The following is a 22657-nucleotide window of genomic DNA, read 5'->3' on the forward strand; positions in this document are numbered from 1 at the left end:
GTGGCTTGCGGCATCCGCGCAAACACTCTCCAGAGTTGCGTCGAGCAAGAGTTCTTTTGCCTGAGAGATTCACTCCGCAGTTTGCTCCTTCGGCGCCTGTATCCCGAGGTTCTCGGTCAGGTCTCTCCCCTTGCTGTCATTCGCTCATATTTTCATGCTGTTATGGACATACTATAGCAATATCTTACATCAAATACATACTCATATCCTACCACCATCACTATATGCTGGGCAACAGCAATTTGGGCAGATTTTTCTTATATTGTTCATTTTAAGAATCGAAGAATAAGAAGGGCGGTTTCAAAGCAATGAACGCAGAAATGATCTACGATGCAAAATGGCCGGAAGAATTCGCTGAAAGGCTGAAAAATGATGGCCCATGGGCGAACTGGGAACTGTACAAGCTATCTACAGAAATCCAGAACACATTAGCAATTCCTGAATTTGAAGGCTTACGGGCCCCTTTATATCTGCCTTCCTTTACGCCGCTCCCTCACCAGCTTGAGGTAGCGCAAAAAGTGGTTGAAAAAATGAACGGGAAAGCGATTTTAGCAGATGAGGTGGGTCTCGGGAAAACGGTTGAAGCCGGGCTGATTCTAAAAGAATATATGATTCGCGGTTTAGCCAAAAAAATTTTAATCCTTGTGCCTGCTTCCCTTGTGTCACAGTGGGTCAAAGAGCTACAGGAAAAATTTTTGATCCCGGCTGTTGAACAAAAGAAAAGCTACGTGTGGGAGCAATACGATATTGTCGTCTCATCAATCGACACCGCGAAGCGCTCGCCCCACCGTGAAATTGTGCTGTCAATCCCATATGATCTCGTCATTATTGATGAGGCACATAAACTAAAAAATAGCAAAACGAAGAACTATGAATTTGTCCGGAATCTCGTAAAAAAATATTGCCTGCTTCTTACCGCGACGCCAATTCAAAACCGTATCGAAGAAATTTTCAATTTGGTGTCATTATTAAAGCCTGGCCATTTAGGCAGTCAAAATCACTTTCAGGAAGAGTTCGCTAAGAAGAAATCCAGTTTAGAAGCGCACGAGCATTTAAAAGATCTTGTGAATAAAGTCATGATCCGTAACAGGCGGCATGACACAGGGCTGAATTGGAAACAGCGCTATGTTGAAACAGTGCCGATTGAATTTTCTCCATCTGAGCAGGCGCTTTATGATGAAATTTCCCGCCTGAAGGAAGGCATCAACAAGCCGGCCAGCATGTTCTCGATTATGACTTTGCAAAGAGAGTGCTGTTCGAGCAGAGAAGCGGTGTATATGACGCTGAAAAAGATGCTAGATCAAAAAGAGAAACAAGCACCGGCCATTGATGAGCACACCATTTCGGTTTTAATAGATCGCATCAACCAAGTGACACAAAACTCCAAAGCACTTCAGGTCGTTGATCTGATCAAAAAGATAGACGATAAGGTCATCATTTTTACAGAATACCGGGCAACCCAGATTTACCTGCAATGGTTTCTTCAGCAAAACGGCATCAGTTCTGTGCCGTTCAGAGGCGGATTTAAACGCGGGAAAAAAGACTGGATGAAGGATCTTTTCCGCGGAAAGGTCCAAGTCCTGATTGCAACTGAAGCAGGCGGTGAAGGGATTAACCTGCAATTTTGCAATCACATGATCAACTATGACCTGCCATGGAATCCGATGCGTCTCGAGCAAAGAATCGGAAGAATTCACAGGCTCGGGCAGGAGCGTGACGTGCACATATACAACATGGCGACGAAACATACTGTAGAAGAGCATATTTTAAAGCTGCTATATGAAAAAATTCATTTGTTTGAAAAAGTGGTCGGCGAACTTGATGACATTTTAACGAAAATTCAAGTGAACAATTTTGAAGAGCACCTGCACGACATTTTGTACCATTCAGCTACAGAAGAAGAAATGAAAATAAAAATGGATAATTTAACCTCATTTTTGTCTTATAAAAAACAGCAGCCTGCTGAAAAAAGAGGATCTTAGCCTGTAAGGAGGTTTTACAAGTGAGACAGCAAGAGGTTCACGATTTTCTGCTTCGTTTTTTCCAGGCAAACAGCTGCCAAATCGTCGATCAAGGTTCCGGCTATATGACTGTGCAGCTTACAGTTGAAATGGACAAACAGATCATGAACCGCCCTTTCTACTGGCACTGGCGCGAGAAGACAGGCGGTGATCCGAATCCGATGAAAATCACTTTTATTACAGATAAGGAGACTGCTCCAAAAGACCTAGACGGCGAATTTATTTATTTTGGAGCGCCCCGCCTTTTTCAAATATTTAAAGCTGTTAAACAAAATGGGAGATTTACCAGAATGTATGAGAAAATTGAATCAGCCGGAGCTAAAGTCCCACTCCAGCCTTGGCTTGGTATAAATATCACGATTTCATACCAGTCCGACATGAAAAAGGACAAGCTATTGTCACTAGGTCTTCACCTAGTCTCTGGAACCATGATTGAAGATTTTCAAAGCAAGCTGACACAGCTTTCGCTGACGTCTCAAATATGTGACTATTGCTTCACCATATCGCCTATGATCAAACCAGAAAGCGGCCTCAAGCGCATGGAAAACTATATTGCTAAATCTGCCATGCAGGAGCCGTCAGACTGGGCAGAACAGGCTGTAAACAGGTGGAAAAAAGATATGGAATTGCTTGACAAATTTTATGAGCATACAGAAGAAAAACCAGAAGAGTATTATCTAGAAAAACAGGCCCTGAAAGCCTTGTATCAACCAAAGATATCAGTTGAAATTGAAAATGGCGGATTATTTTATCTGCAAAATAATATTTCAAGCTAACTTTTTTACCATTCGACATCGTTCTCGTTTTTTTTGAAAAAATGCGACTATAATAAAGATATATTGGAAAAAAATTCTGGCAATTTCAATGACAAATGACTTCCAGAGACCAATGAAGGCATACAATGAGTCATGGCCGGACTGGCTGAAATACATAAACAAGTATTTTAGGAGGAGAAACTGCATGAAAAATGCAAAACAAGAGCACTTCGAATTAGATCAAGAATGGGTTGAATTAATGATGAAAGCCAAAGAGGCAAATATCAGCCCGGAAGAAATACGAAAATATTTACTTTTAAACAAAAAGTCTGCTCATCCTGGTCCGGCAGCCAGAAGTCATACCGTAAATCCTTTCTGAATGTGCTATAATATCACAAGGAAGGTGATGACATTGATTGGCCAGCGTATTAAACAATACCGTAAAGAAAAAGGCTACTCACTATCAGAACTAGCTGAAAAAGCTGGGGTAGCGAAGTCTTATTTAAGCTCAATAGAACGAAATCTACAAACGAACCCCTCCATTCAATTTCTCGAAAAAGTCTCCGCTGTTCTGGACGTCTCGGTTCATACTTTGCTCGATGAGAAACATGAAACCGAATACGATGGTCAATTAGATAGTGAATGGGAGAAATTGGTTCGCGATGCAATGACATCCGGGGTATCGAAAAAACAATTTCGTGAATTTTTAGATTATCAAAAATGGAGAAAATCCCAAAAAGAGGAGTAGTGCCTGAGCAGAGGCACTTACTCCTCTTTTGTTAATAAACGTAGAGATGGCCCAGTATATGATATACCGGGCCATCTCTTTTTTATTGCTGCTATTAATTTTTATCCTCACTGTGCGCTTTTTCATTTTCTTTCACGTAACCGTCTTTATCAGTGTGTTCCTTTTTGATTGTCAAACCATTCCATTGTGTTGCTTCAAACGAGAACTGAAGCTGAATGGAGTTGCCTTGGTATTTATTTTGAACCATTAGCCCGTTTTCATCTTTTGTTTTGTCGTCTTTAAATTGGATTTCCATTTGAACCTGGTCGAAATCAGTCGGTGTTTTTGGAACACCATCATATTCAGGAGCGGTTTTACCGTCAATTGTTGCTACATTGACTTTGCCGCTTGCGTTTAAGAATTTAGGGTCAATTTGTTTTTTAATTTTTTCAGCAGCCGCTGCATCATTCTTTGAGGACATCAAATACAAGTCTTTGAGGTTGGCATCATCTAAAATAATGTTTTTCGGGTAACCATTGCCGCCCTCTTTTCCGACTGTCAATAACGTCACTTCAAACTGGCTGAGAAAATCTTCTGGAGATGTATTGCTGCCACCGTTTGCTTTAAATTCTCCGTAATTCAGCGCCATTAATACCTCTTTGATTGCAAGTGAGCCGTTATTTTCAAAATGGAAATCTTTCGTCAATTTGTCTCCCGGCTTTAGATTTGACAGGTTGACACTTGCTGAATTTTCTTTAGCTGATAAATCAAGCGTACCTGATGCAAAAGTAGCATCCGTTGATTTAATGTCGTTAAATGCTGCCCATGTTCCTCCTCCAACTAAAGCTAATCCTAGTGCCGCAGAAGCGACTCCTAAACTCAATTTCTTTTTCATACCCATGGCAAACTCCCCTTTTATTGAATGATATTATATCGAAACCTGTTGCCAGGTTTACAACTGATGTTAAGTGGACATAGTATTGTCCTTTGTATCTGTTTCCAAAGCTTTTGTCTTTCTTTCTATTTCTCTAATGGCGCTTGTGATCGTCACAAAAGCGTACACCAGCAGCATCACGCCGGGAACAATCAGTAAAACAGCAGTTCCGATCGGCTGACTGGCAAAATGAAGTATGTAGCCGGCATACGGAAGCTGAAAACCTGTATATTGCGCGCGGACATTTTCGTCCGATACGAGCGCTGAATCAGCTGCGGCGTTATTGTCCCCTTTTGTTTTAAATAACAAATGGTCTCCTTGCTTCGTCATGTCAATAATTCTGTGGGTCACCGCCGTATTTGCATCCTGCATAAATGTAATGACGTCACCCTTTTGGAGCTCTTTCACATCAGTAATTTCTTTGACCAATATTAAGGAACCTGTGTTGAACTCCGGCTCCATTGAACCTGACAGAACTGATTTCAGCGTGTATCCAAACACTGCCGGCTCTCCCCCGGATGAACGTGTTGATATCACGACAAGCGTCAGCACAATAATGAGAGTAAAGATGATCACGTAGAGAATATTACTGATCAGCCTCATTGCTTTTTTCATCCTCTTCCCCGCTTTCCTTCTGAACTGATTGAGTTTCTTTTTCTTTTGTTACAGCTTCTTGAGTTGCATCTTCGTTATTTGATTTTTCTTGTATATCCTTTTGTGAGTTTTCCTTCTCCTTTTTGAAGGCTGGCTTTGTTTCTTTTTTCGGAACTGTCGGTTTTTCATCGCACTTTGCAAGCGTCATAGGCTCCGACCACTCAAATGTACTGCCTTCTGCCGGATAGCCAGCCGGTTTGTATACTTTAAATGCATAAATGCCGGGTTTCATTTTTTTCTTCGTCTCAATTTTATAAAGTGAATCGCCGATTTGATTGGAAACAAATCCTTTTTCGATCACATTCCCATCCTTTAATGGTTTGCGGGCATTTTTCAGCTTATGAAGCTCCCACTTCCACTTTGATTTTTTAAGTTTCTCGCCTGTATTTTCGAGCTCAGCAAATAAAGCGACAGGGGAGCATACAGTGCCTTTCGTATCCGTTTGATCTGATAAGTGCAAATCACTTTGATCCCATCGTTTATCATAATGGCAGTTTTTATCTGTATGCTGAAAATCTGTACACGCTTGAAGCGAAACATCCAATGTTTCAATATCATGAAAAGCAGCGCTTGTATCATCGGAAAATTGTAAGCATATCGCGAAAGTCAGACTGAAAATGACTGAAAGCTGAAAAATAAGAAGCAGAACTTTCAGATTCGTCTTCGCCTTTTGCTGATTGCGGAACAATCGAAACATATCTTACCTCCTGTAAAACACTGTAACTTGATATGACAAACGTTCTTTTTAAAGAACTGCACAAATAGAGTATAATCAACGTTTAATGGATTGAAAAACATCAAAATCGACCGTTTTGTTCGTTTAAAAGAATGTTTTCATCATATTACAAAGTCTTACTCAGTATTGCTCACCTTTTTGAATTTTTTTGAAATTTTTGGGATTATTATGTGAGAAATTAAATGCATAGCCAAACATGATTTGGTAATAATAAACAAAGAAAGGGTGACAGCATGATGATCAAACAATGTGTGATATGTCTTTCTCTTCTCGTTTTCGGCACCGCAGCCGCTCACGCAGAAGAAGCACCACTTGTGACCGCCCGCCACATGTCCAAATGGGAAGAGCTTGCTGTAAAAGAAGCAAAAAAAAGGTACCCGCTCGCACAGGTACTGTTCAAACAAAAAGTATGGGACCGAAAAAGAAAAGATGAAGCAGTAAAGCAATACCACCTAACCCTGAGGGAAGGATCAAAGGAATTCGGCGTATTTGTAACGATTTCATTCGATCCCTACAGCCAAAAGGTCAATAAAATTGCCATATTAGAAGAATATCAATAAGGTCCTCCTTATTTGAAGGGCCTTATTCTTTGTATATGTGATTATTTTTTCCGTTTAAGCCATAGCCTGAAACCATAGGGTAAAATACCGAACCAATGCTGTGAAGCGGGTGTTTTAGTTTCTTTCCGGACCTCTTTTCGCTCTTTTCGCTCATCTTTCGGAGTATCTATATATTTGACAAATTGCTGAGTCATATATTTGACATAATCATTCGTTTTCACGTGATCACCTCATCATTCAATTATTATGAGTGTTGGCTCACATGACTTTTTTTATACCCTTTTCTCTGCTTTATTCTGTCCAGCGCAGCAGTTTTTTCTGTTTTTGATCGAACACTAGCTGTGCAGTTCTTTCTGCTCCCGACTCCGTAATGGCTTTTAAGCTGATTTGTTTTTGCTCTTTTATCGATGTATTGTGAATGTGATAAGAAACCTGCCCATATGTAAACTGCTGTGAACCCTTTTGGCCTTTCCGCTGCTCAAGAACATGCCGAATTGAAAGAAGTGCGCCATTCTGAAGCAAATTTTCTCCTGTGTAAAACGCTTTTGTTTCCTTTTCAAACATGCAGCGTGAAATATATTGAGCAGCAGTAAAGTTTACGATCAGCAGCACAAGCGCGGAGACAAAAAGAACAGCGGGATAAATAAACCCTTTCGAACGGTACATTCATCCTCCTCCTAAAGACGTATAAACCGGAAAAGCAGTTTGATACACTTTTTCATCCTTGCTCTTAATATTTAACAACACAATCCCATTTTCAATATCAGCTTTCATGGCAGTAATATGATAGAGAATCGGCACATGCCCTTTGCCATCCACCCTTTTTCTGATCATTGAATGATAGGTTTCAAAACGGATGTCTTGCCCGGAAAGATTGGTGCAGATCAATACTCTCCCATGCTCGGCTATCTTGACTATTTGAGACTTCTTGCACTCGTTCATCATCTGCTCCGTTGAAATCATCCATTCTTGCTGTGTGAAACCGTCATGCTCCTGCTGTCGTGACAAAAACAGATGGAAGATCATAGCTAACGATCCTGATATGAGCAAAAAGACGGAGAGCGAAAATAATACGTTAAGAAGCGTATAGCCAGTCTGTCCGCAGAATGCTGAGGCAAAATGGTTTTTCTTTATATGCTGCTGAGATGCATACGTTTTGATATTCTCCCTCCTCCTCCCACTTCAGCGTATAGATATTATTGTTCTTTGTAACCGTTTTTGACGCAGCTCCTTCACCAGTCATCATATATTTGCTAATACTTTCATTCATTAACTGGTAGCCGATTTCTCGTGATTCCGCCATATTTTCATCAGCTATCAGCTTGTCCCACAAGGGAACGACTGTCAGCATCAGAAACAGCCACAGGCTTAGCGCAGACATTGTTTCTATTGTAGAAAAACCTTTATTTTCTCTCCACATTGACTCTCCCGCTTCCTAAATAAACTGTGATGTCATAAGTGGCATGTCCTTTTACTCGTATTTTTCCGCCTGCATTCGGGTGCCCTTTCTCATTAAATTCCAAACGGTCTTTTAATGTCAGCGTTTCTATAGAAAGTCCCGTTGTATACGGACGTTCAATCACAATATCACCCATGACTAATTGATATTCTTTTTTCTGAAAGAGAATTTTTGTTCTTTGATGACTGGAAATAGCAGTCTGCTGTGCAAGCATAATATCGTTTTTCAGCTGCCAAGCCGCCTGACGGACAGCTGTATTGTCATAAGCAGGAGGAAGTGTGGTAAACACGGCAATCAAGAGGATAGAGGCGAGACTTAACACAAGTAAGCTTTCTAAAAGGGTAAATCCCTCCTCCTCGTTTAATTTAATGTTCAACCTTAACTTCTCCGCCACTGATAATAATGTGCTTCCCATTTGGACAAACTGCATCCTTTTTCACATAGCCCTCTGACTGTAAATCAGCAAGGCTCGGTGTCTGTCCTTCATGGTCGAGCTCATATGCAGTCATTTGTGCTTTAATCATGTTTTGCAGGCCTTCACAACCCTTTTTCTGAATGGTTTGATTATGTTTCGTGACGTTCGGTATCGTAATTAAAAGCAAGATTGAAATAATAAAGAGCACAATTAACATTTCAACAAGTGTGAAACCTTTCTCATTCATCAGCCTCTTCCTTTCACATTTGATTCATCATCTGATACATAGGCAAGAGCATAGATAAATACACGATTAAGATCATTGCTGCAACAAATCCATAAATCATAGGCTGAAGGATGCCTGTCCATTTTTGCGCCTTGTGTTCCAGCCGCTGAAGTATGAACTGGCTGTATGTGAAAAGCTCCCGATCCAGGCGGCCGCTTAGCTGGCCGTGAGATATGACTTTTGAAAAATCAGTTTCATAAAAAGGGCTTTCACAAATAGCGGCTTCAATTGATTCACCAGCTTTTAACCGTTCAATCACTTGTTCAGCCTCGCAGCGGTAGAAAGGGAGAAACGTTTGGTGTTTAAATGCGTTAAGGCTGTCATAAATTGAGAGGCCTGCTTTTAAAAGGCTGCTTAGCTGCAAAGAAAAAAAGTAGCTGTTAAACAGCCTGACAAGGTTTCCAACCAAAGGAATCCTGACACAAATAAGCATTTGCCTAGCAGGTGATTTTTTCTTAAACACAAGCCAATAATAAAGGCCTATACCTGCTGCAAAAAGAGCCACCAGAATGATCACAAGATCAATATGCTGAAAAAAAGCAAAAAGCATGTCTGTTGAACGTGAGGTTTCCATATTCATCGATTGATAGATACCGGAAAACTGAGGAATGATGATGGCCTGTAACATATAAAACATGACAGCGACTGTGAAGATGAGGAAAAGCGGATATCGCAGCACCCTTTTCAGCTGGTCTGCCTGTGCAATTTTTCTTTCCAGCAGCTCTCCGCTCTGGATCATGGAAGCAGGCAGTTCACCATGTGTTTCAGCAAAATAACAAATACCTACGGCTTCCTTATGAAATGACAAACTCTTTAATACTTGATAAAACGGCGCCCCTTCCCTCAAACGAATGACTGTGTCAGTCAAGTCAGCCGCCTGCCTTTTAGTCATCTGGAGTTCCATCAGGCGTAATCCATCCAGAAGGGTATACCCGCCCGCCGTCATTTCACCGAGCCGCTTCAATAACTGGGCTTGATCCTTTAACGGCCAAGTTTTCCTAATCTGTTTCATGATAAACCCACCGGTCATAATTGTTTGTCGTCAAGTAGCCAAGCGCAATTCCTTTTCTGATAATTTGACGAAGCGTTTGATACTGGTAATTTGCATGATTTCCTTTTGCCTCCTGGATACATTGCTGAAGATTTTTCCCGTAAAGAAGCTCATAAACGCTTGCTCTCCTGGTGCTTCGTGACTGGCGGCAATACACCGATGAACATCCGTTTTCACAAAACGGGCAAGCCAAATCAACCAAGCGCTGAGCCGCTATTGCAATGACGGTCTGTTGGATTTCATTCATATTGATGCCGAATTCAAGCAGCCTGTAAATCGCGCCCTTCGCATCTCTCGTGTGAAGGCTCGTCAGCACCAAATGCCCCGTCATCGCTGCCCGCACCGCAATTTTGGCTGTTTCCGCGTCTCTGATCTCACCTAAAATAATCATATCCGGGTCATGGCGCAAAATAGCCTTCAGCCCTGTGGAATATGTCACACCCGCTTTTTCATTCACCTGCACCTGAAGAACATCCTCGTCCCTTGTTTCAACAGGGTCCTCCAGTGTGACAATATTTCGATTAAAGTGTTTTTTTGCATATTGAACAAGAGAGTATAGTGTAGTGGTCTTCCCTGAACCAGTCGGCCCGGTAAAAATGAGCATGCCGTGGGAATGTTTTAAAAATGAGAGCAAGGTGGCTCCTGTCTTCGGAAATAATGACAGTTTATCAATCGAAGGGATATTATATTGAGGCATCACTCTGATCACGAGGCTTTCTTCATTAATTGTAGGGAGCGTTGACATTCTTAAATGAACATGTCCCTCTTCAAGCTTTAACGTAAGCGAACCATTTTGCGGCTTTCGTCTTTCCCCTATGTCCATCGCTGAGAGAAATTTAAAATGTGAAATCAGTCTTACACAGTCTTCTTTTTTCATGTTCCTTTTTTTCAACAATGCATGATCAACCCGAAAATGAATGATGGCATCACGCTCCCTCGGCACAATGTGAATATCAGAAGCCTTTGTTATATATGCCTCTTCAATCAAGGTTCTGCTTATCTTTTCTATTGAATCCAATTTGATTCCCTCTCCTTTCAATGCGTATTGTAGAAAAATAAGAACCGGTAATCAAACGGGGAAAAAGTGATTTCCTGAAGGTTTTATATACTGAAAAATCAATTCCTGCTGGCAGAAAAAATGGTTTCAGCTGAATGTACCTGCTTGATTTCACTATTTTACTCAATAAAAAAACAGGCATGATGATCATCATACCTGCTTCACTCCATCTTTCATTATGCTGATTTAGAAATTTCACTTAATGCTTCTCCGGCTTTTTGATCTGTATCTTTCTCAACGGAAAGATCGCCTAACGCAACAATACCGGCAATTCGTTCGTTTTCAAGAATCGGTAAACGGCGGATTTGGTGCTCTGACATAAGCTGACCCGCTTCTTCAGCAGACATTTCAGGATGACCGGATACGATATCAGCGCTCATGATGTCACTTGCTTTTGCATCCATCTGATTTTCAGCTAAGCATCTCGTCACAATATCTCGATCAGAAACAATCCCCTGAAGTGTGCCATTTTCACAGATTGGAATAGAACCGACATTGGAGTCTCTCATCTTCTTCGCTAGTTCAGTCATTGAAGCGGTTGGTTCACTGCATTCTACATTCTTCGTCATGATGTCTCTTATTTTCATTTCCATTCCTCCTTTACCGTGTTCTATTTATCCTTTATCCGCTGCACAGAAAATGAAACATCCTACAGTGTTCGCCTTTTCTTTTTCTTCTTACGCTCCTGCAGCATATCTCCCGTCCAGCCCTTTTTCTTCAGATACAGGTAGATCAGGACCGTAGAGGTGATAATCAATAAGAGAGAAAAGAGATATCCGTATTTCCAATTCAGCTCAGGCATCACTGAAAAGTTCATCCCCCAGAGGGCGCCCAGTGCTGTAATCGGCGTAAAAAGCGTCGTAAAAATGGTCAGCGCTTTTACAATTTCATTTCCCCTGTGAGAAGTAATGACTTCCTCTGAATGCAGCAGATTGTTAAGCTCCCCTTCAAATTCGCTGATGTATGTAAACCCCCTGTCAATTTTGAGGTGTGTCCGCTGATAATCCTTTTTTCCTTCATTTTGAGGCAAAAAGGTTTCATTCAACGCCATTTCAATTTTTTTGGCGCTTAGGATTAAGTTTTTCCAGATCATCAGCTCATGGCGCAGGAGATGGACGCGGTTTAAAATGCTTTTGCTATTGTCGTCTTTGATTTGCCATCTGAGCTTTCTCAGCTTTACTTCAAATTCATCAACACCGATTAAATACGCATTCATTAATTCGCCGAGAAGAATCAAAAATCCCTCTATAGCATTGTCCGCCCTTTCCATTTGTTGGACAACTTGTTTTCCCTTAATCCCTTTCAAAATCGAAAAATCAAAGTTAATTGTAAAAAAATATTGCCTGGTAATATAAAAGTGAAAAACGGTATGGTCTTTTTCCTCACCCAGCCCTTGATCATATACAATCGAGCCAAATACCGCTTCATTTTCTGTTTCAGTCGTGTCTACGCGCAAAAAATTAATATGATGATTATTTTCAAACCACTTTTCACATTGAGGCCAGTGAGAAAAATGGATCAGATCTCTTGCCTTATTTCTTTCCTGAGGTCCCATTTGGTACCAAAACCAATCCTTTCCCGTATGTGCCTTCATGTCAAGCTCCTCCAAACTTTTGTTCTTTTATTCTTTAATTGCCCAAGAAAGGCATCGCTAAACCAGTTAGCCGCTTCACCTCATGTTTGATGAGCATTTTCCGGTGGTATGGAATGTAGAAAGACATCGGAAAAGGGAGGTGCATGCCTTCCTTGGAGAAGGCAGTTGTTTTGGAATTTATCAATTTACTAGCAGTCGCTATTCTCATTTTGCTAACAGGATTTTTTGTCGCCGCAGAATTTTCAATCGTAAAAGTGCGGCGATCCAGAATTGATCAGCTTGTCGCAAAGGGAAAGAAAGGTGCTAAAGCGGCAAAGCATGTCATCACTCACCTTGATGAATATTTATCAGCCTGCCAGCTGGGCATTACAGTTGCAGCTTTAGGACTGGGCTGGCTTGGGGAACCGACCGTGCAAACCCTGCTTCGGCCGCTTTTTCATAAAGCAGGCTTAAATGAATCGCTTACCCACCTTCTTTCACTTGTCATCGCCTTTTTAACGGTGACGTATTTAAATGTCGTCATCGGGGAGCTGGCGCCAAAGAGTTTCGCCATTCAAAAAGCAGAAAGCATTACCTTGATGCTTGCCAAACCGCTTATCTGGTTTTATAAAATCATGTTTCCATTCATTTGGCTGCTGAACCACTCTGCCCGGTTGATTACAGGGTTGTTTGGGCTGAAGCCGGCGTCAGAGCATGAGCTGGCGTATACGGAGGAAGAGCTGCGGGTTCTTTTGGCAGAAAGCTATAAAAGCGGTGAAATCAGAAAAAGCGAGTTAAAATACATGAATAATATCTTCACCTTTGATAAACGAATGGCAAAGGAAATCATGGTGCCGCGAAATGAAATGGTCAGTTTGTCACTTGATGAAGACTCCATTCCAAATCTGCAGGAAACAGTGAAGCAAACAAAATATACACGGTACCCAGTTGTCAGAGAAGATAAAGATAATGTCATTGGCGTAATCAATATGAAAGAAGTGCTGTTTTCAATGCTGACGAAAGATTTCTCACTCAAAAAGCAGCAAATTGAACCTTTCATTCAGCCTGTTATCCACGTTATTGAGACAATTCCTATTTATAAATTACTGCTGAAGATGCAAAAGGAACGTACTCATATGGCGATCCTCATTGATGAATATGGCGGGACTTCCGGTTTGGTTACTGTTGAGGATATTATCGAAGAAATTGTAGGAGAAATCCGTGATGAATTTGATGCCAATGAAGTGCCTCATATCCGCGAGCTCGGAAAGAATCACTACTTATTAAATGCAAAATTATTAATCAGCGATGTGAACAACCTGCTTGGAACAGATTTATCAGACGCAGAAGTGGACACCTTGGGCGGCTGGTTTCTGACACAAAACATAGACGCCGAGCCTGAAAGTGTCATTGAATATGATGGTTACTCTTTTAAGGTAAAGGACATCGACAGCCATCATATTTTATTTATTGAAGTTAAAAAAGCTGAATAGCCCGATGGTGGCTGTTCAGCTTTTCCCAGAATGAACATGGCTGATTATTAAACGGTATATCATGACTCTTCTATCTTAAATCCTTTATTGGCCAGGGCTTTAGCAAGACTTTGCTCAGTTTTTACATTCGAAAAATCCAGACCCAGTTTCACCACAGTTTGGGCAATTTCCGGCCTGATTCCTGAAATAATCGTCTCAATTCCGAGCAGCTTGGTGCTGTCAATCACTTTAAAAATTTGATAGGCCACCATTGTATCGACGATGGGAACGCCCGAAATATCTAAAAATAAATACGAGAGCTTTAACGCTGAGCACTGTTGCAGCACCGACTCCAAAATTGTCCTCGCTCTGTACGTATCAATTTCACCAACAAGCGGTAGAATCCCTATCCCGTCAGAAATCGGCATAATCGGCGCACTCAATTCATTAATCATTTCCTTTTGCGCGTTTAATTGGATCATGGTGACCTGGTGATATTCTTCAGTAAACACTTCGATGATCTCATCAATGGTTTGATTCAAAATCTGGCTCCACTCATAAATGTCCTGAATACTGATTTCTTGAGAAGAGGCTTCGCTGAATTTCTGAAGCCATTCAAAAATGATGTGTCTAAAAGCGTTAAACTGGCCGACACTTTCTGTTACACTCACTTCATGAACGGCACGGTCTCTGGCGCATTGAAGAGACCATTGATTGAGCTCATCCTTTACATCTTCTGCTTTACTAAGGGATTTCGCCACGATGGTCACTAATGATTCATGCTGATCTTTTAACTTTTGTTCTAATTTTTGCTGATCTTTAACGGAATACAGCCAGCTTCCCTTTGACGAGCAAGTTTCCAGCCATTGTTTGATAATATCTTCTTTGTGCTCTGTTACATGCTGATCAAGAGCTATCATCTTAATGAGCTACCTCCTATTTTTTCAAAAAATATATGCTTCATATGTATAACGCGTCTGCCTTTACACATACTATGTTTACATTCAATGGGCTATAGCCAAGCGGTAAGGCAATGGACTTTGACTCCGTGATCGTTGGTTCGAATCCAGCTAGCCCAGTTTCTGAACAGGTGAAAAACCGAAGATAAGCTGATTCATATAATCAGCGGATCTTCGGTTTTTCATCATGCAGATTGATGAACCGTTTTCTTCTTCGATAACTTCAACAGTTCTCCCGGATTATAACCGATCACCAGCTTTTTGTTGTCCACAAGAATCGGACGCCGCAAAAGCTTCGGCTTCTCGACTAAAAGTTCAAGCACTTCATTTACCGTCATCTCTTCGATGTTTAAATTTAAATTTTTGAAGGTCTGGCTTCTTGTCGCTAAAATTTCATCAATTCCTTCTGTCGTTAACGATAAAATGTACTTTAATTCTTCTACTGTCGGGGTCTCTCTAAATAAGTGCCGTTCGTTAAATTCAATTTGATGCGCTTTGAGCCAATGTTTTGTTTTTCGGCATGACGTGCAGCTTGGATATGAGTAAAAAATTAATTGTTTCATTCGTTTTTTTCCTCCTCAGTTAACCATCTCTTTGTAGAATAACTACCCGGATCATTTTTTCTTTAAACCATTTACAGAACTTTTTTTCGGATTATTTTTAAAAACCATTCATATAATAGAAAACGCAATCAAAGGAACAAATTCCATTTGTATAACAATAATGAAAATGTTTACATTTATAGGTGTGATCTATTATAATAACAGTCAGAGGGACTCTCGGGAGGGGATAAAAATGAATCGCATGTTCCGGGTGTTAGGATTTTGGACGGGAATTTTTGCAGTCATGTTTTATTTGGGTGATATGAAAGATGCTTCCCTTTTATTTTTTGGACAGACGATCTTATTTGTTTTTCTATCGTATTTGAATTTGACTGAACGCACGTATATTTATATTTTTGGCGCTTATTTAACGATTTTCTTCGCCGGCTTTACATATTACTCGATTTTCATTATGGTGCCCGGCGGCGGAGGCCATTAAATGCAAAAAGAGACAAACCTTATCGGTTTGTCTCTTTTTACAATGAAAACCCATTTAAAAACGGATTTTGATCCTGCTCAGTCCGTACGTCTGTTTCAGGACCGTGGCCGCTTAACACCAGCGTGTGCTCCGGCAGCGTAAGCAGTTTTTCATGGATAGACGTCAGCAGCGTTTCTTGATCGCCGCCTATTAAATCCGTACGCCCTATGCCGCCTTGAAACAGGACATCTCCAGAGATCACCAAGTCTGCATCCTTCACGTAGTACGAAACACTGCCTGGCGAATGTCCCGGCGTAAATAATGTTTCCAAATGAAACGGCCCGATATTCAGTTCACCGTCTCCTTCAATCAGATGATCTGCAGGCTTAGCTGTGACTTCTCCCCCCCGCAGCATGCCGGAGCCGTTTAAAGAGGCATCCGTAAGCCACTTCTTTTCATTCTGATGCAGGTAAACAGGGATATCCCATTTTTCCCTCACTTCATCTAGCGCCCCTATATGGTCAAAATGGGCATGTGTAAGCAAAATGGCTAAAGGCGTCAGCCCTTTTTCTTTTATGTATTGATTGATTTTATTTCCTTCGCCGCCCGGATCAAAAATCAGGCATTGATCATCATTGATGAGAAAATATGCGTTCGCTTGAATCGGCCCTACTGGCATCCGTCTCCATTTCACTTGTATCACCTCTTTCTTTTCTATGCTCCTATTATGAAGGTTTTTGAAAAAAGATTCAAACAATCGCAATGAAAACGCTATCGACAAACATATAAAAAACAGGTAGAATAAAAATGGAAAGAATTGCAGGTTTTTCAATGTAAAGGGGGCTGCGTAATGTTACTTGTCGTGATTTTCGGCCTTGTCGCTCTTTTCGCTTTATGGGGAGTCTTGCGTTCTGTTAAAAATAAAAATATACTTGGCTTTTTATTAGCCGGCGCTACCTTATTTGTCTTTGGCTGGTTTACAGTGATGACAGTAATAAACAGCGGCTATCCAACCGCACATTAAAACCTGTATCCGATCGGATACAGGTTTATTTTTATTGCTATAAATGTTTATTGACACTTTCTATTTTGCTTTCAAGCGTTGTTTTTTTGTCACGCCTGTCATCGATACGGATGTTCGTTGCCACTCTGTGCAGCCCTTTTTGAAACGGTGCTTCGTGAATTGCCTGAATGACTGTGAAAAGGTCACTGAGTTCTCCCTCGATCAGCGTATTCATCGGTGTCAGCTGATATTTGATTTTTCCTTCAGCTTGATATCCTTCTAAAATCTTTTGCACATCGGCCACGTAAGCACTCACACTAGGTGTTTCCGTACCGATTGGGATAATGGTTACATCTGCAATAGCCATTGTTATTTCATCTCCTTTTGATCAATGATGAGTTGCTTCATTTCATGTGATTTCAATAAAATGATCTGCTCAAAATGAAAGCCGTATAATGCATATTTCCCGTTCGGAGATATTTGAATCGGCTCCATTTCCGGCAAAGTGAAAAGATCTTTTGCCTTTCCCGATGCCACATTGACAGCTGCGAGCTTATATGCATCGCCGCTTTCTTTAAACGTATAAAACAGGCCTTTTGCTTCATCATAGTCATACTCCATCGGGGCCAAACTTGTATATTTCGTTTGGAGCGGCCATTCCGCTGTAACAGGCGATTTTGTTTGCGGCGTTTTAAACTGATACGTCCCTTTTTCTCCGGCAGCTGATTTGACAGTAAAACTCATTTGATGGAAAGAATCAAAGAAGAGAACGTCATCCTCGAGCTTCTGCTCCGTTTTAGAGACTGTATCGAACGTATATAATGGCCCTGACTTATCGTCTCTTCCCTCTTTTACATAATTAAATGTGTTTTTGGAGGTCCAATGAATAAACGGAACCTGTACCGGACTTAAGGAAGATTCGTCTTTTTTGGCATCCACCTGATATGTATGAAAGTCCCATTTTTCAGAGAATACCGTAACCATCATTTGATAAGGATCATACTGATTCCAAGCAGCCTCGAGCTCATACGTTTCGTATTCTTTTTGGTAAAGCGTCTCTCCTTTTGCATTAAGCAAAACCACTGCTGTCTTTTGGCTGTGCGTGACTTGCAGCAAAACCATCTGCTTCCTCGGGTTGATTTGAACATCAACGATTTGGCCATCCGTCCGATAGAGCTTTTTCGCTTTGCCTGTAAAGATGCGGTATGCAAAAAGCTCCGTTTTCGTAGGATCGGACGCTGTATATAAAATTGTGCTGTTAGTAAGCCAGCCTTCCACTCCCTCTGCTTTTTCCGCAGAAAGCGGAGTGATGTCTATTTCCTCATCTTTTGCCGCCGATGCCTGTTTTTGCTGCTGATGAGATGGTTCGCATGCCGATAAACTAAACAGCAATGCTGACAGCAGAATGAAACAAACTGATCTCATCAGCCTTCCCCTCCGATCATCTTTATTGTCGCATATTTTCTGCGGCATAAAAAAGAAAAAGTTTCAGTTACTCATGAAAAAATAACGCCCTCCATAAAATGCCGTTTGTCGCGTTATAAATATGTGTAAACTGCTTAAACGGCAAAGGGTTTTGACCTTTTCCAAGTTCCACCGTATACCCTTCTTTAAAATAATGGTGAATAAACCAATCACGAAATCCCGCATAGCTGTCAATATCCCTTACTCCTTTATAAATGTTCCCGCTTAACTTCTCAAAATCCTTTATGACAGCAGCAGATTCTTCAGGTTCAAGGCCTTTATAGCCCCAATAAATTTCTTCCCCCTGTGTATGGAGGGCCAGCAGTCTGTCAGGCGGATTCACCGTTATCAGCCGGTACATCGCAATGGATTCCGGCTCCGTAAGCGGAGAGATTCCCGGAAAATCACGGTAGCTGGGTGCTGTCGGTTTGCGGTATTTTTCAATTTCCCATAACGACGGAAATTGTTTATTTAAATCGACCCCGTTTATGTTTGCCTTCCATTCATTAAAATTCGGACGATGATCATTTAGCCTTTCAAGCTCTTCTTTCCTGTCTCCCATGCCTTCTGATCCGTTCAAGACAAGATCAACGCCATCTGGATTGACAAGAGGAACGAGAGACAAGGATGTGCTGCTGAACAGCTTCATGGGAGAAAAGCCGAAGAAAGGCGAGTTGCAGCATAATGACATACAGTATTCCTTAAACCATTTTAGCAGGACAGATGTTGTGATCCACTCATTCGCATGAAATGAGGCGTTCATATGGACCTTTTTTGAGGTATGCTCTCCTCCAGCCTTCAGCTCCCAGATCGGCCTGCCGAGTACAGAACGGCCGATTTCCCGGCATGAGACAAATGGAAACACATCAATGATCTTCTTTACTTCCTTTTCTACAGCTGAAAAATCATAGACTTTTTCTTGCTCCACCCAGTTATCAGAAAGGTCCAGCCGCCGAGGCTGTAAAAAGCTCTTTATGTCCTGAATGGTTTGAAGCTCCTTATCGTTATGTTCTTCTATAACATAACCAGGACAAAACAATTGATGTTTTTGTGCGGAGCGATTTGCACTTCTAAGCAGCTCCTCGTCTATCTTCAGCTCTCTCGCCACTCTGGCCAAATTGTGCTTGATCTCAGGTTTCACCGTAATAAACGCCATCATCATCCCCCTTTTTTGTTACTATATGACAGCGTGTTTAAAAAAAGAAAGCCTCCCGCTACTTTGATGCGGGAGGCTTTGTGATTACGATGCCTGATCAAGCATTTGTTTTTCATTTCGTTTTGACGAATTGTCCAGCCTTTTCTGATCATAAAATCGTAACAAATCTCCATATATGATTTCATCAGAAAGTAATAGCTCCTGTTTCGCTTTATCAGCAAATGCTTCACATTGTTTTGCCTCTTTTAACGGCTGTCCGGTCTCTTTATCATAACAAGCACCGTCAGTATATACGACCTGATCAGTGATAAAGCTCCCGTCCCGGAGCACCGTAAAGTCCAGTTTTTCATCCGAAAGCAGATCGTTTCCGAATTGAATTTGATCTTTCGTATCAATCCCTAAAAGGTTCATCAGCGTCGGCCTGATATCAATCTGCCCGCCTACTGTTTCAAAGGTTTGCGGTTTTTTGTCGGTAATACCGGGAATATGAATGACAAGCGGCACTTTTTGGAGCTGAACTTCTTCAAATGGTGTAATCTCTTTCCCTAAAAATTGCCCCATCGCTTCATTATGGTTTTCCGATATACCATAATGGTCACCGTATAATACGATAATAGAGTTGTCGTATAACCCGTCTTCTTTCAGCTTTTCGATGAACCGTTTCAGCGCCTCATCCTGATAGCGCACTGTCGGGAAATATTTGTTTAGTGTCTGGCTGCTTGAATCGTATTCATCAATCAATTTATCCTCTTCATCAAGATCAAATGGGAAGTGGTTCGTAAGAGTGATCAGCCTCGAATAAAACGGTTGAGGCAGATTTTTCATCAGCTCTGAAGATTGCTCAAAAAATTCTTTATCCTTCAGTCCCCAGCCGACTGAATTTTTGTCAGTTACTTCATAGGAGTTAATATCAAAAAACGAATCATATCCAAAAGAGTCGTACATTAAATCCCGATTCCAAAAACTTTTATTATTAGCATGAAGCACAGCTGAATAGTAACCGTTGTTTTTCAAAATCTCGGGTGCCGCCATGTATTGGTTGCCCGCATTTGTAAAAAACACGGCGCCTCGTCCAAGCGGATACAGTGAATTGTCCACGATAAATTCAGAATCTGATGTTTTCCCCTGGCCGGTTTGGTGGTAAACATTATTAAAGTTGTAGCTCTTTTTTATAAAGTCATTCAGAAAAGGCGTGATTTCTTCTCCATTCACCTTTTCATTGATCACAAAGCTTTGCGTTGACTCTAAGGATACGAGTATGACGTTCCTTCCTTTTGCAGCGCCGAATAAACTTTTGTTGGCATCTTTCGCATTAGCGGTTACGTAGTTTTCAATTTCCGTCAGGCTGTTGCTGTCAGCCAATGCCCTTTGTGCGGACTGCTTTGACTGAAGAACACCGTCGTAAATATGAAAATTAAATAGGCTGATGTTTTTAACAAGCATTTCCCTGTCAAATGAGCGTGTCAATAGCTGAGGTCTTTCCGCCTCAGACAAGCCCAGGTTGAAGAAATAAACAGAAGCAACAAACAAAAAATATGCCGCCCGTTCATTTTTCGTGGAAGGAATGTCCGATTGGAAAGCTTTTTGCCGGATGTGCAGCCATAGTAATACCGCAATATCTACAGCCAATAGGAGGTCTGTCGGCTCAAGAAGTGTTCCGATGCTGCTGCCGAGATCACCCATATTGCTCGTTTGAAAAAGAACAGGGATCGTTAAGAAATCATTGTAAAAACGATAAAAAACCATATTAGCCAGCAATACAAACGTGACAAGACAGCTCATCGCGATAATATAGCGATTTCTGTTTTTGCCTTTTAAAAACAGGCTGAAGCCAAAGATGAGCAGCAAAAAGCTCAATGGGTTGATAAACAAAATAAATTCCTGCGTTAGATTGTCAATTTTAATATGAAAACTGGTTTTGTAAACAGCATACGTTTTCAGCCACATCAATATAATGGCAATCAGCATAAATGAAATCTTCGAAAAAAACGTTTTTCGCATTTCAACCTCCTATGCAGCACGCTCAAAAAATCAGTCTATTCCCAACATTCTCATTAACACATCAAATTAAATCTTAACCTGAACATAACAAAAAATCAATTTCATTTACACAATTTTAACAATTTTGGTGTTTCAGCCATTCGTTTTTAGCGATCCAAGCGCCTCCGATAACGCCGGCATCATTTCCAAGTGCTGCAATTGAAATATCAGCAGCTTCTGCTGCCCGCGGAAACGCGCATTTGCGGAATGTTTTCTCGACTTTTGATCTCAGCAGTTCGCCGGCTTTCGATACGCCGCCGCCAATAACGATTTTTGACGGGTTAAGCGAGCTTGCCAAATTTCCGAGCACCAAACCAAGGTGCTTGGCTACATAATCCACCACTTCAAGGGCCATTTCGTCATTTTCACCCGCTGCTTCAAATACATCCCGTGCTGACAATTGTTCAGTTGCTTTTAAACGTGTCGTCTGCCTAGCATTTGCTATTTTCTCTTTTGCAATTCTTACAATTCCGGTTGCCGACGCAATCGTTTCGATACAGCCCGTTTTGCCGCAGTTGCACGGCGCTCCGCCTTCAGGAATGCTGCAAATATGGCCGATTTCCCCGCCCGCGCCATTTATGCCATGTACAATTTCACCATTTACAATAATGCCGCCGCCAACTCCTGTGCCAAGCGTCACGAGAATGACGTCTTTCGCGCCGTCACCCGCTCCCTTCCACATTTCTCCGAGCGCAGCAATATTCGCGTCGTTTTCTATAACAGCCGGGATGCCGGTTTCTGTCTCCAGATGGTTCTTTAAAGCATAGTTTTTCCACCCCAGATTTACCGTTTCATAAACGACTCCTGCCGCCATATCTACAGGGCCTGGTGCACCCATTCCGATGTATTTGATGATATGCTTCGGTTTTTGCAGCTCATCCAGCTTGCTATCGATTGTTTTTGCGATTGTAACGGTAATGGTGTCGCCGGTTTTATCAGTCGGGACTTCCCACTTATGCTGAATTTCACCATATTGATTAATAAAAGCGAGTTTAATCGTCGTTCCTCCCAGATCAATGCCCGCAAACCAAATCTCGTCCATTTTTATCACCCTAGCCTTTACATATATCTCTTCCGTTTTTTTGTTTGTTCCAATTCTTTTCGAAGGACAGCTGCCGCTTTGGCCCACTGCTCCTTCTCAATCATGTGGTTCATGTATAATTCCTTTAATTCATCGAGCATAAACTCAATTTCAAGCTCTCTGTCTCCAAAGTAAACAATGTGGCCAAACGTTTTTAACAGCTGCTGCACATCATATAATGTATTCATTTTCCTCACCATTCTTAATCTTAACTATTTAAGCGTATTCATATGG

General features: G+C 41.3%; 30 protein-coding genes, 1 tRNA gene, 1 pseudogene and 1 riboswitch. Of the genes and pseudogenes, 9 read left to right on the plus strand and 23 right to left on the minus strand.

The window, feature by feature from the left end; all coding sequences use genetic code 11:
• Positions 1 to 38: 38 nt before the first annotated feature.
• Positions 39 to 140, minus strand: a riboswitch (glycine riboswitch).
• Positions 141 to 308: 168 nt separating this feature from the next.
• From M1M80_RS12595 to sinR, 4 genes are all read left to right on the plus strand, one after another.
• Complete coding sequence (locus M1M80_RS12595) at positions 309 to 1982, plus strand: DEAD/DEAH box helicase (RefSeq protein WP_060399012.1); 1674 nt, start codon at positions 309 to 311, stop codon at positions 1980 to 1982.
• A gap of 20 nt (positions 1983 to 2002) precedes the next feature.
• Positions 2003 to 2797, plus strand: a complete 795-nt coding sequence (locus M1M80_RS12600; protein ID WP_003236936.1) for a YqhG family protein — start codon at positions 2003 to 2005, stop codon at positions 2795 to 2797.
• 184 nt (positions 2798 to 2981) lie between these two features.
• Positions 2982 to 3155: an anti-repressor SinI gene (gene sinI, locus M1M80_RS12605; protein ID WP_003226347.1), complete on the plus strand. Its 174-nt coding sequence runs from the start codon at positions 2982 to 2984 to the stop codon at positions 3153 to 3155.
• A gap of 33 nt (positions 3156 to 3188) precedes the next feature.
• Positions 3189 to 3524: a transcriptional regulator SinR gene (gene sinR / locus M1M80_RS12610; protein ID WP_003226345.1), complete on the plus strand. Its 336-nt coding sequence runs from the start codon at positions 3189 to 3191 to the stop codon at positions 3522 to 3524.
• A 94-nt stretch (positions 3525 to 3618) separates the two neighbouring features.
• Here sinR and tasA read toward each other — a convergent pair whose 3' ends face one another.
• The 3 genes from tasA to tapA all read right to left on the minus strand — a co-directional run bounded on the left by tasA (position 3619) and on the right by tapA (position 5788).
• Positions 3619 to 4404, minus strand: coding sequence for a biofilm matrix protein TasA (gene tasA / locus M1M80_RS12615; RefSeq protein WP_003236939.1), 786 nt, complete (start codon positions 4402 to 4404; stop codon positions 3619 to 3621).
• A 63-nt stretch (positions 4405 to 4467) separates the two neighbouring features.
• Entirely contained in the window at positions 4468 to 5040 is a 573-nt protein-coding gene (sipW, locus tag M1M80_RS12620; RefSeq protein WP_080429111.1) for a signal peptidase I SipW, read from the minus strand.
• The gene (gene tapA / locus M1M80_RS12625; protein ID WP_060399014.1) at positions 5024 to 5788 is read right to left on the minus strand and encodes an amyloid fiber anchoring/assembly protein TapA; all 765 of its coding nucleotides are present in this window, start codon (positions 5786 to 5788) and stop codon (positions 5024 to 5026) included. Before tapA ends, sipW begins: the two co-directional genes overlap by 17 nt.
• A 272-nt stretch (positions 5789 to 6060) precedes the next feature.
• Between tapA and M1M80_RS12630 the strand changes: the two genes are divergently transcribed.
• The gene (locus M1M80_RS12630) at positions 6061 to 6387 is read left to right on the plus strand and encodes a YqzG/YhdC family protein (protein WP_029316858.1); all 327 of its coding nucleotides are present in this window, start codon (positions 6061 to 6063) and stop codon (positions 6385 to 6387) included.
• Between the two features lie 41 nt (positions 6388 to 6428).
• Here M1M80_RS12630 and M1M80_RS12635 read toward each other — a convergent pair whose 3' ends face one another.
• The 11 genes from M1M80_RS12635 to corA all read right to left on the minus strand — a co-directional run bounded on the left by M1M80_RS12635 (position 6429) and on the right by corA (position 12249).
• On the minus strand, positions 6429 to 6608 hold the full coding sequence (locus M1M80_RS12635; protein WP_003236949.1) for a YqzE family protein: 180 nt from the start codon (positions 6606 to 6608) through the stop codon (positions 6429 to 6431).
• 70 nt (positions 6609 to 6678) lie between these two features.
• The gene (comGG, locus tag M1M80_RS12640) at positions 6679 to 7053 is read right to left on the minus strand and encodes a competence type IV pilus minor pilin ComGG (protein ID WP_060399015.1); all 375 of its coding nucleotides are present in this window, start codon (positions 7051 to 7053) and stop codon (positions 6679 to 6681) included.
• Positions 7054 to 7437: a competence type IV pilus minor pilin ComGF gene (gene comGF / locus M1M80_RS12645; RefSeq protein ID WP_060399016.1), complete on the minus strand. Its 384-nt coding sequence runs from the start codon at positions 7435 to 7437 to the stop codon at positions 7054 to 7056. It abuts the gene before it with no gap.
• Between the two features lie 25 nt (positions 7438 to 7462).
• Complete coding sequence (gene comGE, locus M1M80_RS12650; protein ID WP_060399017.1) at positions 7463 to 7807, minus strand: competence type IV pilus minor pilin ComGE; 345 nt, start codon at positions 7805 to 7807, stop codon at positions 7463 to 7465.
• On the minus strand, positions 7791 to 8222 hold the full coding sequence (comGD, locus tag M1M80_RS12655) for a competence type IV pilus minor pilin ComGD (protein ID WP_060399018.1): 432 nt from the start codon (positions 8220 to 8222) through the stop codon (positions 7791 to 7793). Before comGD ends, comGE begins: the two co-directional genes overlap by 17 nt.
• Positions 8212 to 8508: a comG operon protein ComGC gene (gene comGC / locus M1M80_RS12660; protein ID WP_003236957.1), complete on the minus strand. Its 297-nt coding sequence runs from the start codon at positions 8506 to 8508 to the stop codon at positions 8212 to 8214. Before comGC ends, comGD begins: the two co-directional genes overlap by 11 nt.
• 13 nt (positions 8509 to 8521) lie before the next feature.
• Entirely contained in the window at positions 8522 to 9559 is a 1038-nt protein-coding gene (comGB, locus tag M1M80_RS12665) for a competence type IV pilus assembly protein ComGB (RefSeq protein WP_060399019.1), read from the minus strand.
• Positions 9546 to 10616 carry a competence protein ComGA gene (comGA, locus tag M1M80_RS12670; protein ID WP_060399020.1) on the minus strand — a complete coding sequence of 357 codons (1071 nt, stop codon included), beginning with the start codon at positions 10614 to 10616 and terminating at the stop codon, positions 9546 to 9548. Before comGA ends, comGB begins: the two co-directional genes overlap by 14 nt.
• Entirely contained in the window at positions 10579 to 10854 is a 276-nt protein-coding gene (locus M1M80_RS12675) for a hypothetical protein (protein WP_060399021.1), read from the minus strand. Before M1M80_RS12675 ends, comGA begins: the two co-directional genes overlap by 38 nt.
• The gene (locus M1M80_RS12680; RefSeq protein ID WP_060399022.1) at positions 10832 to 11242 is read right to left on the minus strand and encodes a CBS domain-containing protein; all 411 of its coding nucleotides are present in this window, start codon (positions 11240 to 11242) and stop codon (positions 10832 to 10834) included. Before M1M80_RS12680 ends, M1M80_RS12675 begins: the two co-directional genes overlap by 23 nt.
• Positions 11243 to 11304: 62 nt before the next feature.
• On the minus strand, positions 11305 to 12249 hold the full coding sequence (gene corA, locus M1M80_RS12685; protein WP_003236968.1) for a magnesium transporter CorA: 945 nt from the start codon (positions 12247 to 12249) through the stop codon (positions 11305 to 11307).
• A gap of 143 nt (positions 12250 to 12392) precedes the next feature.
• Between corA and M1M80_RS12690 the strand changes: the two genes are divergently transcribed.
• Positions 12393 to 13721: a hemolysin family protein gene (locus M1M80_RS12690; protein ID WP_060399023.1), complete on the plus strand. Its 1329-nt coding sequence runs from the start codon at positions 12393 to 12395 to the stop codon at positions 13719 to 13721.
• A 59-nt stretch (positions 13722 to 13780) separates the two neighbouring features.
• On the opposite strand, the gene M1M80_RS12695 is transcribed toward M1M80_RS12690, so the two are convergent.
• On the minus strand, positions 13781 to 14620 hold the full coding sequence (locus tag M1M80_RS12695) for an STAS domain-containing protein (RefSeq protein WP_003236972.1): 840 nt from the start codon (positions 14618 to 14620) through the stop codon (positions 13781 to 13783).
• A gap of 88 nt (positions 14621 to 14708) precedes the next feature.
• On the opposite strand from M1M80_RS12695, the gene M1M80_RS12700 reads away from it, so the two are divergent.
• Positions 14709 to 14779, plus strand: a tRNA-Gln gene (locus tag M1M80_RS12700).
• Between the two features lie 65 nt (positions 14780 to 14844).
• On the opposite strand, the gene mgsR is transcribed toward M1M80_RS12700, so the two are convergent.
• Positions 14845 to 15222 (minus strand): transcriptional regulator MgsR, encoded by a 378-nt coding sequence (mgsR, locus tag M1M80_RS12705; RefSeq protein WP_003236975.1) that lies wholly within the window; start codon positions 15220 to 15222, stop codon positions 14845 to 14847.
• Between the two features lie 232 nt (positions 15223 to 15454).
• On the opposite strand from mgsR, the gene M1M80_RS12710 reads away from it, so the two are divergent.
• The gene (locus M1M80_RS12710; RefSeq protein WP_003236976.1) at positions 15455 to 15700 is read left to right on the plus strand and encodes a DUF2626 domain-containing protein; all 246 of its coding nucleotides are present in this window, start codon (positions 15455 to 15457) and stop codon (positions 15698 to 15700) included.
• Positions 15701 to 15737: 37 nt separating this feature from the next.
• Here the strand turns inward: M1M80_RS12710 and M1M80_RS12715 are convergent, their stop codons facing one another.
• Complete coding sequence (locus M1M80_RS12715; RefSeq protein ID WP_060399024.1) at positions 15738 to 16373, minus strand: MBL fold metallo-hydrolase; 636 nt, start codon at positions 16371 to 16373, stop codon at positions 15738 to 15740.
• A 156-nt stretch (positions 16374 to 16529) separates the two neighbouring features.
• Here M1M80_RS12715 and M1M80_RS12720 point away from each other — a divergent pair, with 156 nt between their 5' ends.
• Positions 16530 to 16703, plus strand: a complete 174-nt coding sequence (locus tag M1M80_RS12720) for a DUF2759 domain-containing protein (RefSeq protein WP_003236980.1) — start codon at positions 16530 to 16532, stop codon at positions 16701 to 16703.
• Between the two features lie 37 nt (positions 16704 to 16740).
• Here M1M80_RS12720 and M1M80_RS12725 read toward each other — a convergent pair whose 3' ends face one another.
• The 6 genes and pseudogenes from M1M80_RS12725 to M1M80_RS12750 all read right to left on the minus strand — a co-directional run bounded on the left by M1M80_RS12725 (position 16741) and on the right by M1M80_RS12750 (position 22611).
• Positions 16741 to 17049 carry an MTH1187 family thiamine-binding protein gene (locus M1M80_RS12725; RefSeq protein ID WP_003236982.1) on the minus strand — a complete coding sequence of 103 codons (309 nt, stop codon included), beginning with the start codon at positions 17047 to 17049 and terminating at the stop codon, positions 16741 to 16743.
• Between the two features lie 2 nt (positions 17050 to 17051).
• Entirely contained in the window at positions 17052 to 18107 is a 1056-nt protein-coding gene (locus M1M80_RS12730; protein WP_060399025.1) for a YqgU-like beta propeller domain-containing protein, read from the minus strand.
• A 67-nt stretch (positions 18108 to 18174) separates the two neighbouring features.
• Positions 18175 to 19305, minus strand: a complete 1131-nt coding sequence (locus tag M1M80_RS12735; RefSeq protein WP_080429033.1) for a M14 family metallopeptidase — start codon at positions 19303 to 19305, stop codon at positions 18175 to 18177.
• A gap of 81 nt (positions 19306 to 19386) precedes the next feature.
• On the minus strand, positions 19387 to 21303 hold the full coding sequence (locus tag M1M80_RS12740) for an LTA synthase family protein (protein WP_060399027.1): 1917 nt from the start codon (positions 21301 to 21303) through the stop codon (positions 19387 to 19389).
• Positions 21304 to 21418: 115 nt separating this feature from the next.
• On the minus strand, positions 21419 to 22384 hold the full coding sequence (glcK, locus tag M1M80_RS12745; protein ID WP_003236990.1) for a glucose kinase GlcK: 966 nt from the start codon (positions 22382 to 22384) through the stop codon (positions 21419 to 21421).
• A 10-nt stretch (positions 22385 to 22394) separates the two neighbouring features.
• A pseudogene (locus M1M80_RS12750) lies at positions 22395 to 22611 on the minus strand (YqgQ family protein).
• Positions 22612 to 22657 lie beyond the last annotated feature (46 nt).

This window comes from Bacillus inaquosorum, assembly GCF_023238325.1.
Taxonomy (GTDB): Bacteria; Bacillota; Bacilli; order Bacillales; family Bacillaceae; genus Bacillus; species Bacillus inaquosorum.

Excerpts from the sequence above, each read along its gene's own strand:
- sipW (WP_080429111.1), bottom strand. The coding sequence starts at position 5,040 with ATGAGGCTGATCAGTAATATTCTCTACGTGATCATCTTTACTCTCATT.
- corA (WP_003236968.1), bottom strand. The coding sequence starts at position 12,249 with ATGAAGGCACATACGGGAAAGGATTGGTTTTGGTACCAAATGGGACCT.
- tapA (WP_060399014.1), bottom strand. The coding sequence starts at position 5,788 with ATGTTTCGATTGTTCCGCAATCAGCAAAAGGCGAAGACGAATCTGAAA.
- sinI (WP_003226347.1), top strand. The coding sequence starts at position 2,982 with ATGAAAAATGCAAAACAAGAGCACTTCGAATTAGATCAAGAATGGGTT.
- comGC (WP_003236957.1), bottom strand. The coding sequence starts at position 8,508 with ATGAATGAGAAAGGTTTCACACTTGTTGAAATGTTAATTGTGCTCTTT.
- comGB (WP_060399019.1), bottom strand. The coding sequence starts at position 9,559 with ATGAAACAGATTAGGAAAACTTGGCCGTTAAAGGATCAAGCCCAGTTA.
- M1M80_RS12720 (WP_003236980.1), top strand. The coding sequence starts at position 16,530 with ATGTTACTTGTCGTGATTTTCGGCCTTGTCGCTCTTTTCGCTTTATGG.
- mgsR (WP_003236975.1), bottom strand. The coding sequence starts at position 15,222 with ATGAAACAATTAATTTTTTACTCATATCCAAGCTGCACGTCATGCCGA.
- M1M80_RS12725 (WP_003236982.1), bottom strand. The coding sequence starts at position 17,049 with ATGGCTATTGCAGATGTAACCATTATCCCAATCGGTACGGAAACACCT.
- comGE (WP_060399017.1), bottom strand. The coding sequence starts at position 7,807 with ATGTGGAGAGAAAATAAAGGTTTTTCTACAATAGAAACAATGTCTGCG.
- comGG (WP_060399015.1), bottom strand. The coding sequence starts at position 7,053 with ATGTACCGTTCGAAAGGGTTTATTTATCCCGCTGTTCTTTTTGTCTCC.
- M1M80_RS12695 (WP_003236972.1), bottom strand. The coding sequence starts at position 14,620 with ATGATAGCTCTTGATCAGCATGTAACAGAGCACAAAGAAGATATTATC.
- tasA (WP_003236939.1), bottom strand. The coding sequence starts at position 4,404 with ATGGGTATGAAAAAGAAATTGAGTTTAGGAGTCGCTTCTGCGGCACTA.
- M1M80_RS12680 (WP_060399022.1), bottom strand. The coding sequence starts at position 11,242 with ATGAAAATAAGAGACATCATGACGAAGAATGTAGAATGCAGTGAACCA.
- glcK (WP_003236990.1), bottom strand. The coding sequence starts at position 22,384 with ATGGACGAGATTTGGTTTGCGGGCATTGATCTGGGAGGAACGACGATT.
- M1M80_RS12690 (WP_060399023.1), top strand. The coding sequence starts at position 12,393 with ATGCCTTCCTTGGAGAAGGCAGTTGTTTTGGAATTTATCAATTTACTA.
- M1M80_RS12595 (WP_060399012.1), top strand. The coding sequence starts at position 309 with ATGAACGCAGAAATGATCTACGATGCAAAATGGCCGGAAGAATTCGCT.
- M1M80_RS12710 (WP_003236976.1), top strand. The coding sequence starts at position 15,455 with ATGAATCGCATGTTCCGGGTGTTAGGATTTTGGACGGGAATTTTTGCA.
- M1M80_RS12735 (WP_080429033.1), bottom strand. The coding sequence starts at position 19,305 with ATGATGGCGTTTATTACGGTGAAACCTGAGATCAAGCACAATTTGGCC.
- M1M80_RS12730 (WP_060399025.1), bottom strand. The coding sequence starts at position 18,107 with ATGAGATCAGTTTGTTTCATTCTGCTGTCAGCATTGCTGTTTAGTTTA.
- M1M80_RS12630 (WP_029316858.1), top strand. The coding sequence starts at position 6,061 with ATGATGATCAAACAATGTGTGATATGTCTTTCTCTTCTCGTTTTCGGC.
- M1M80_RS12740 (WP_060399027.1), bottom strand. The coding sequence starts at position 21,303 with ATGCGAAAAACGTTTTTTTCGAAGATTTCATTTATGCTGATTGCCATT.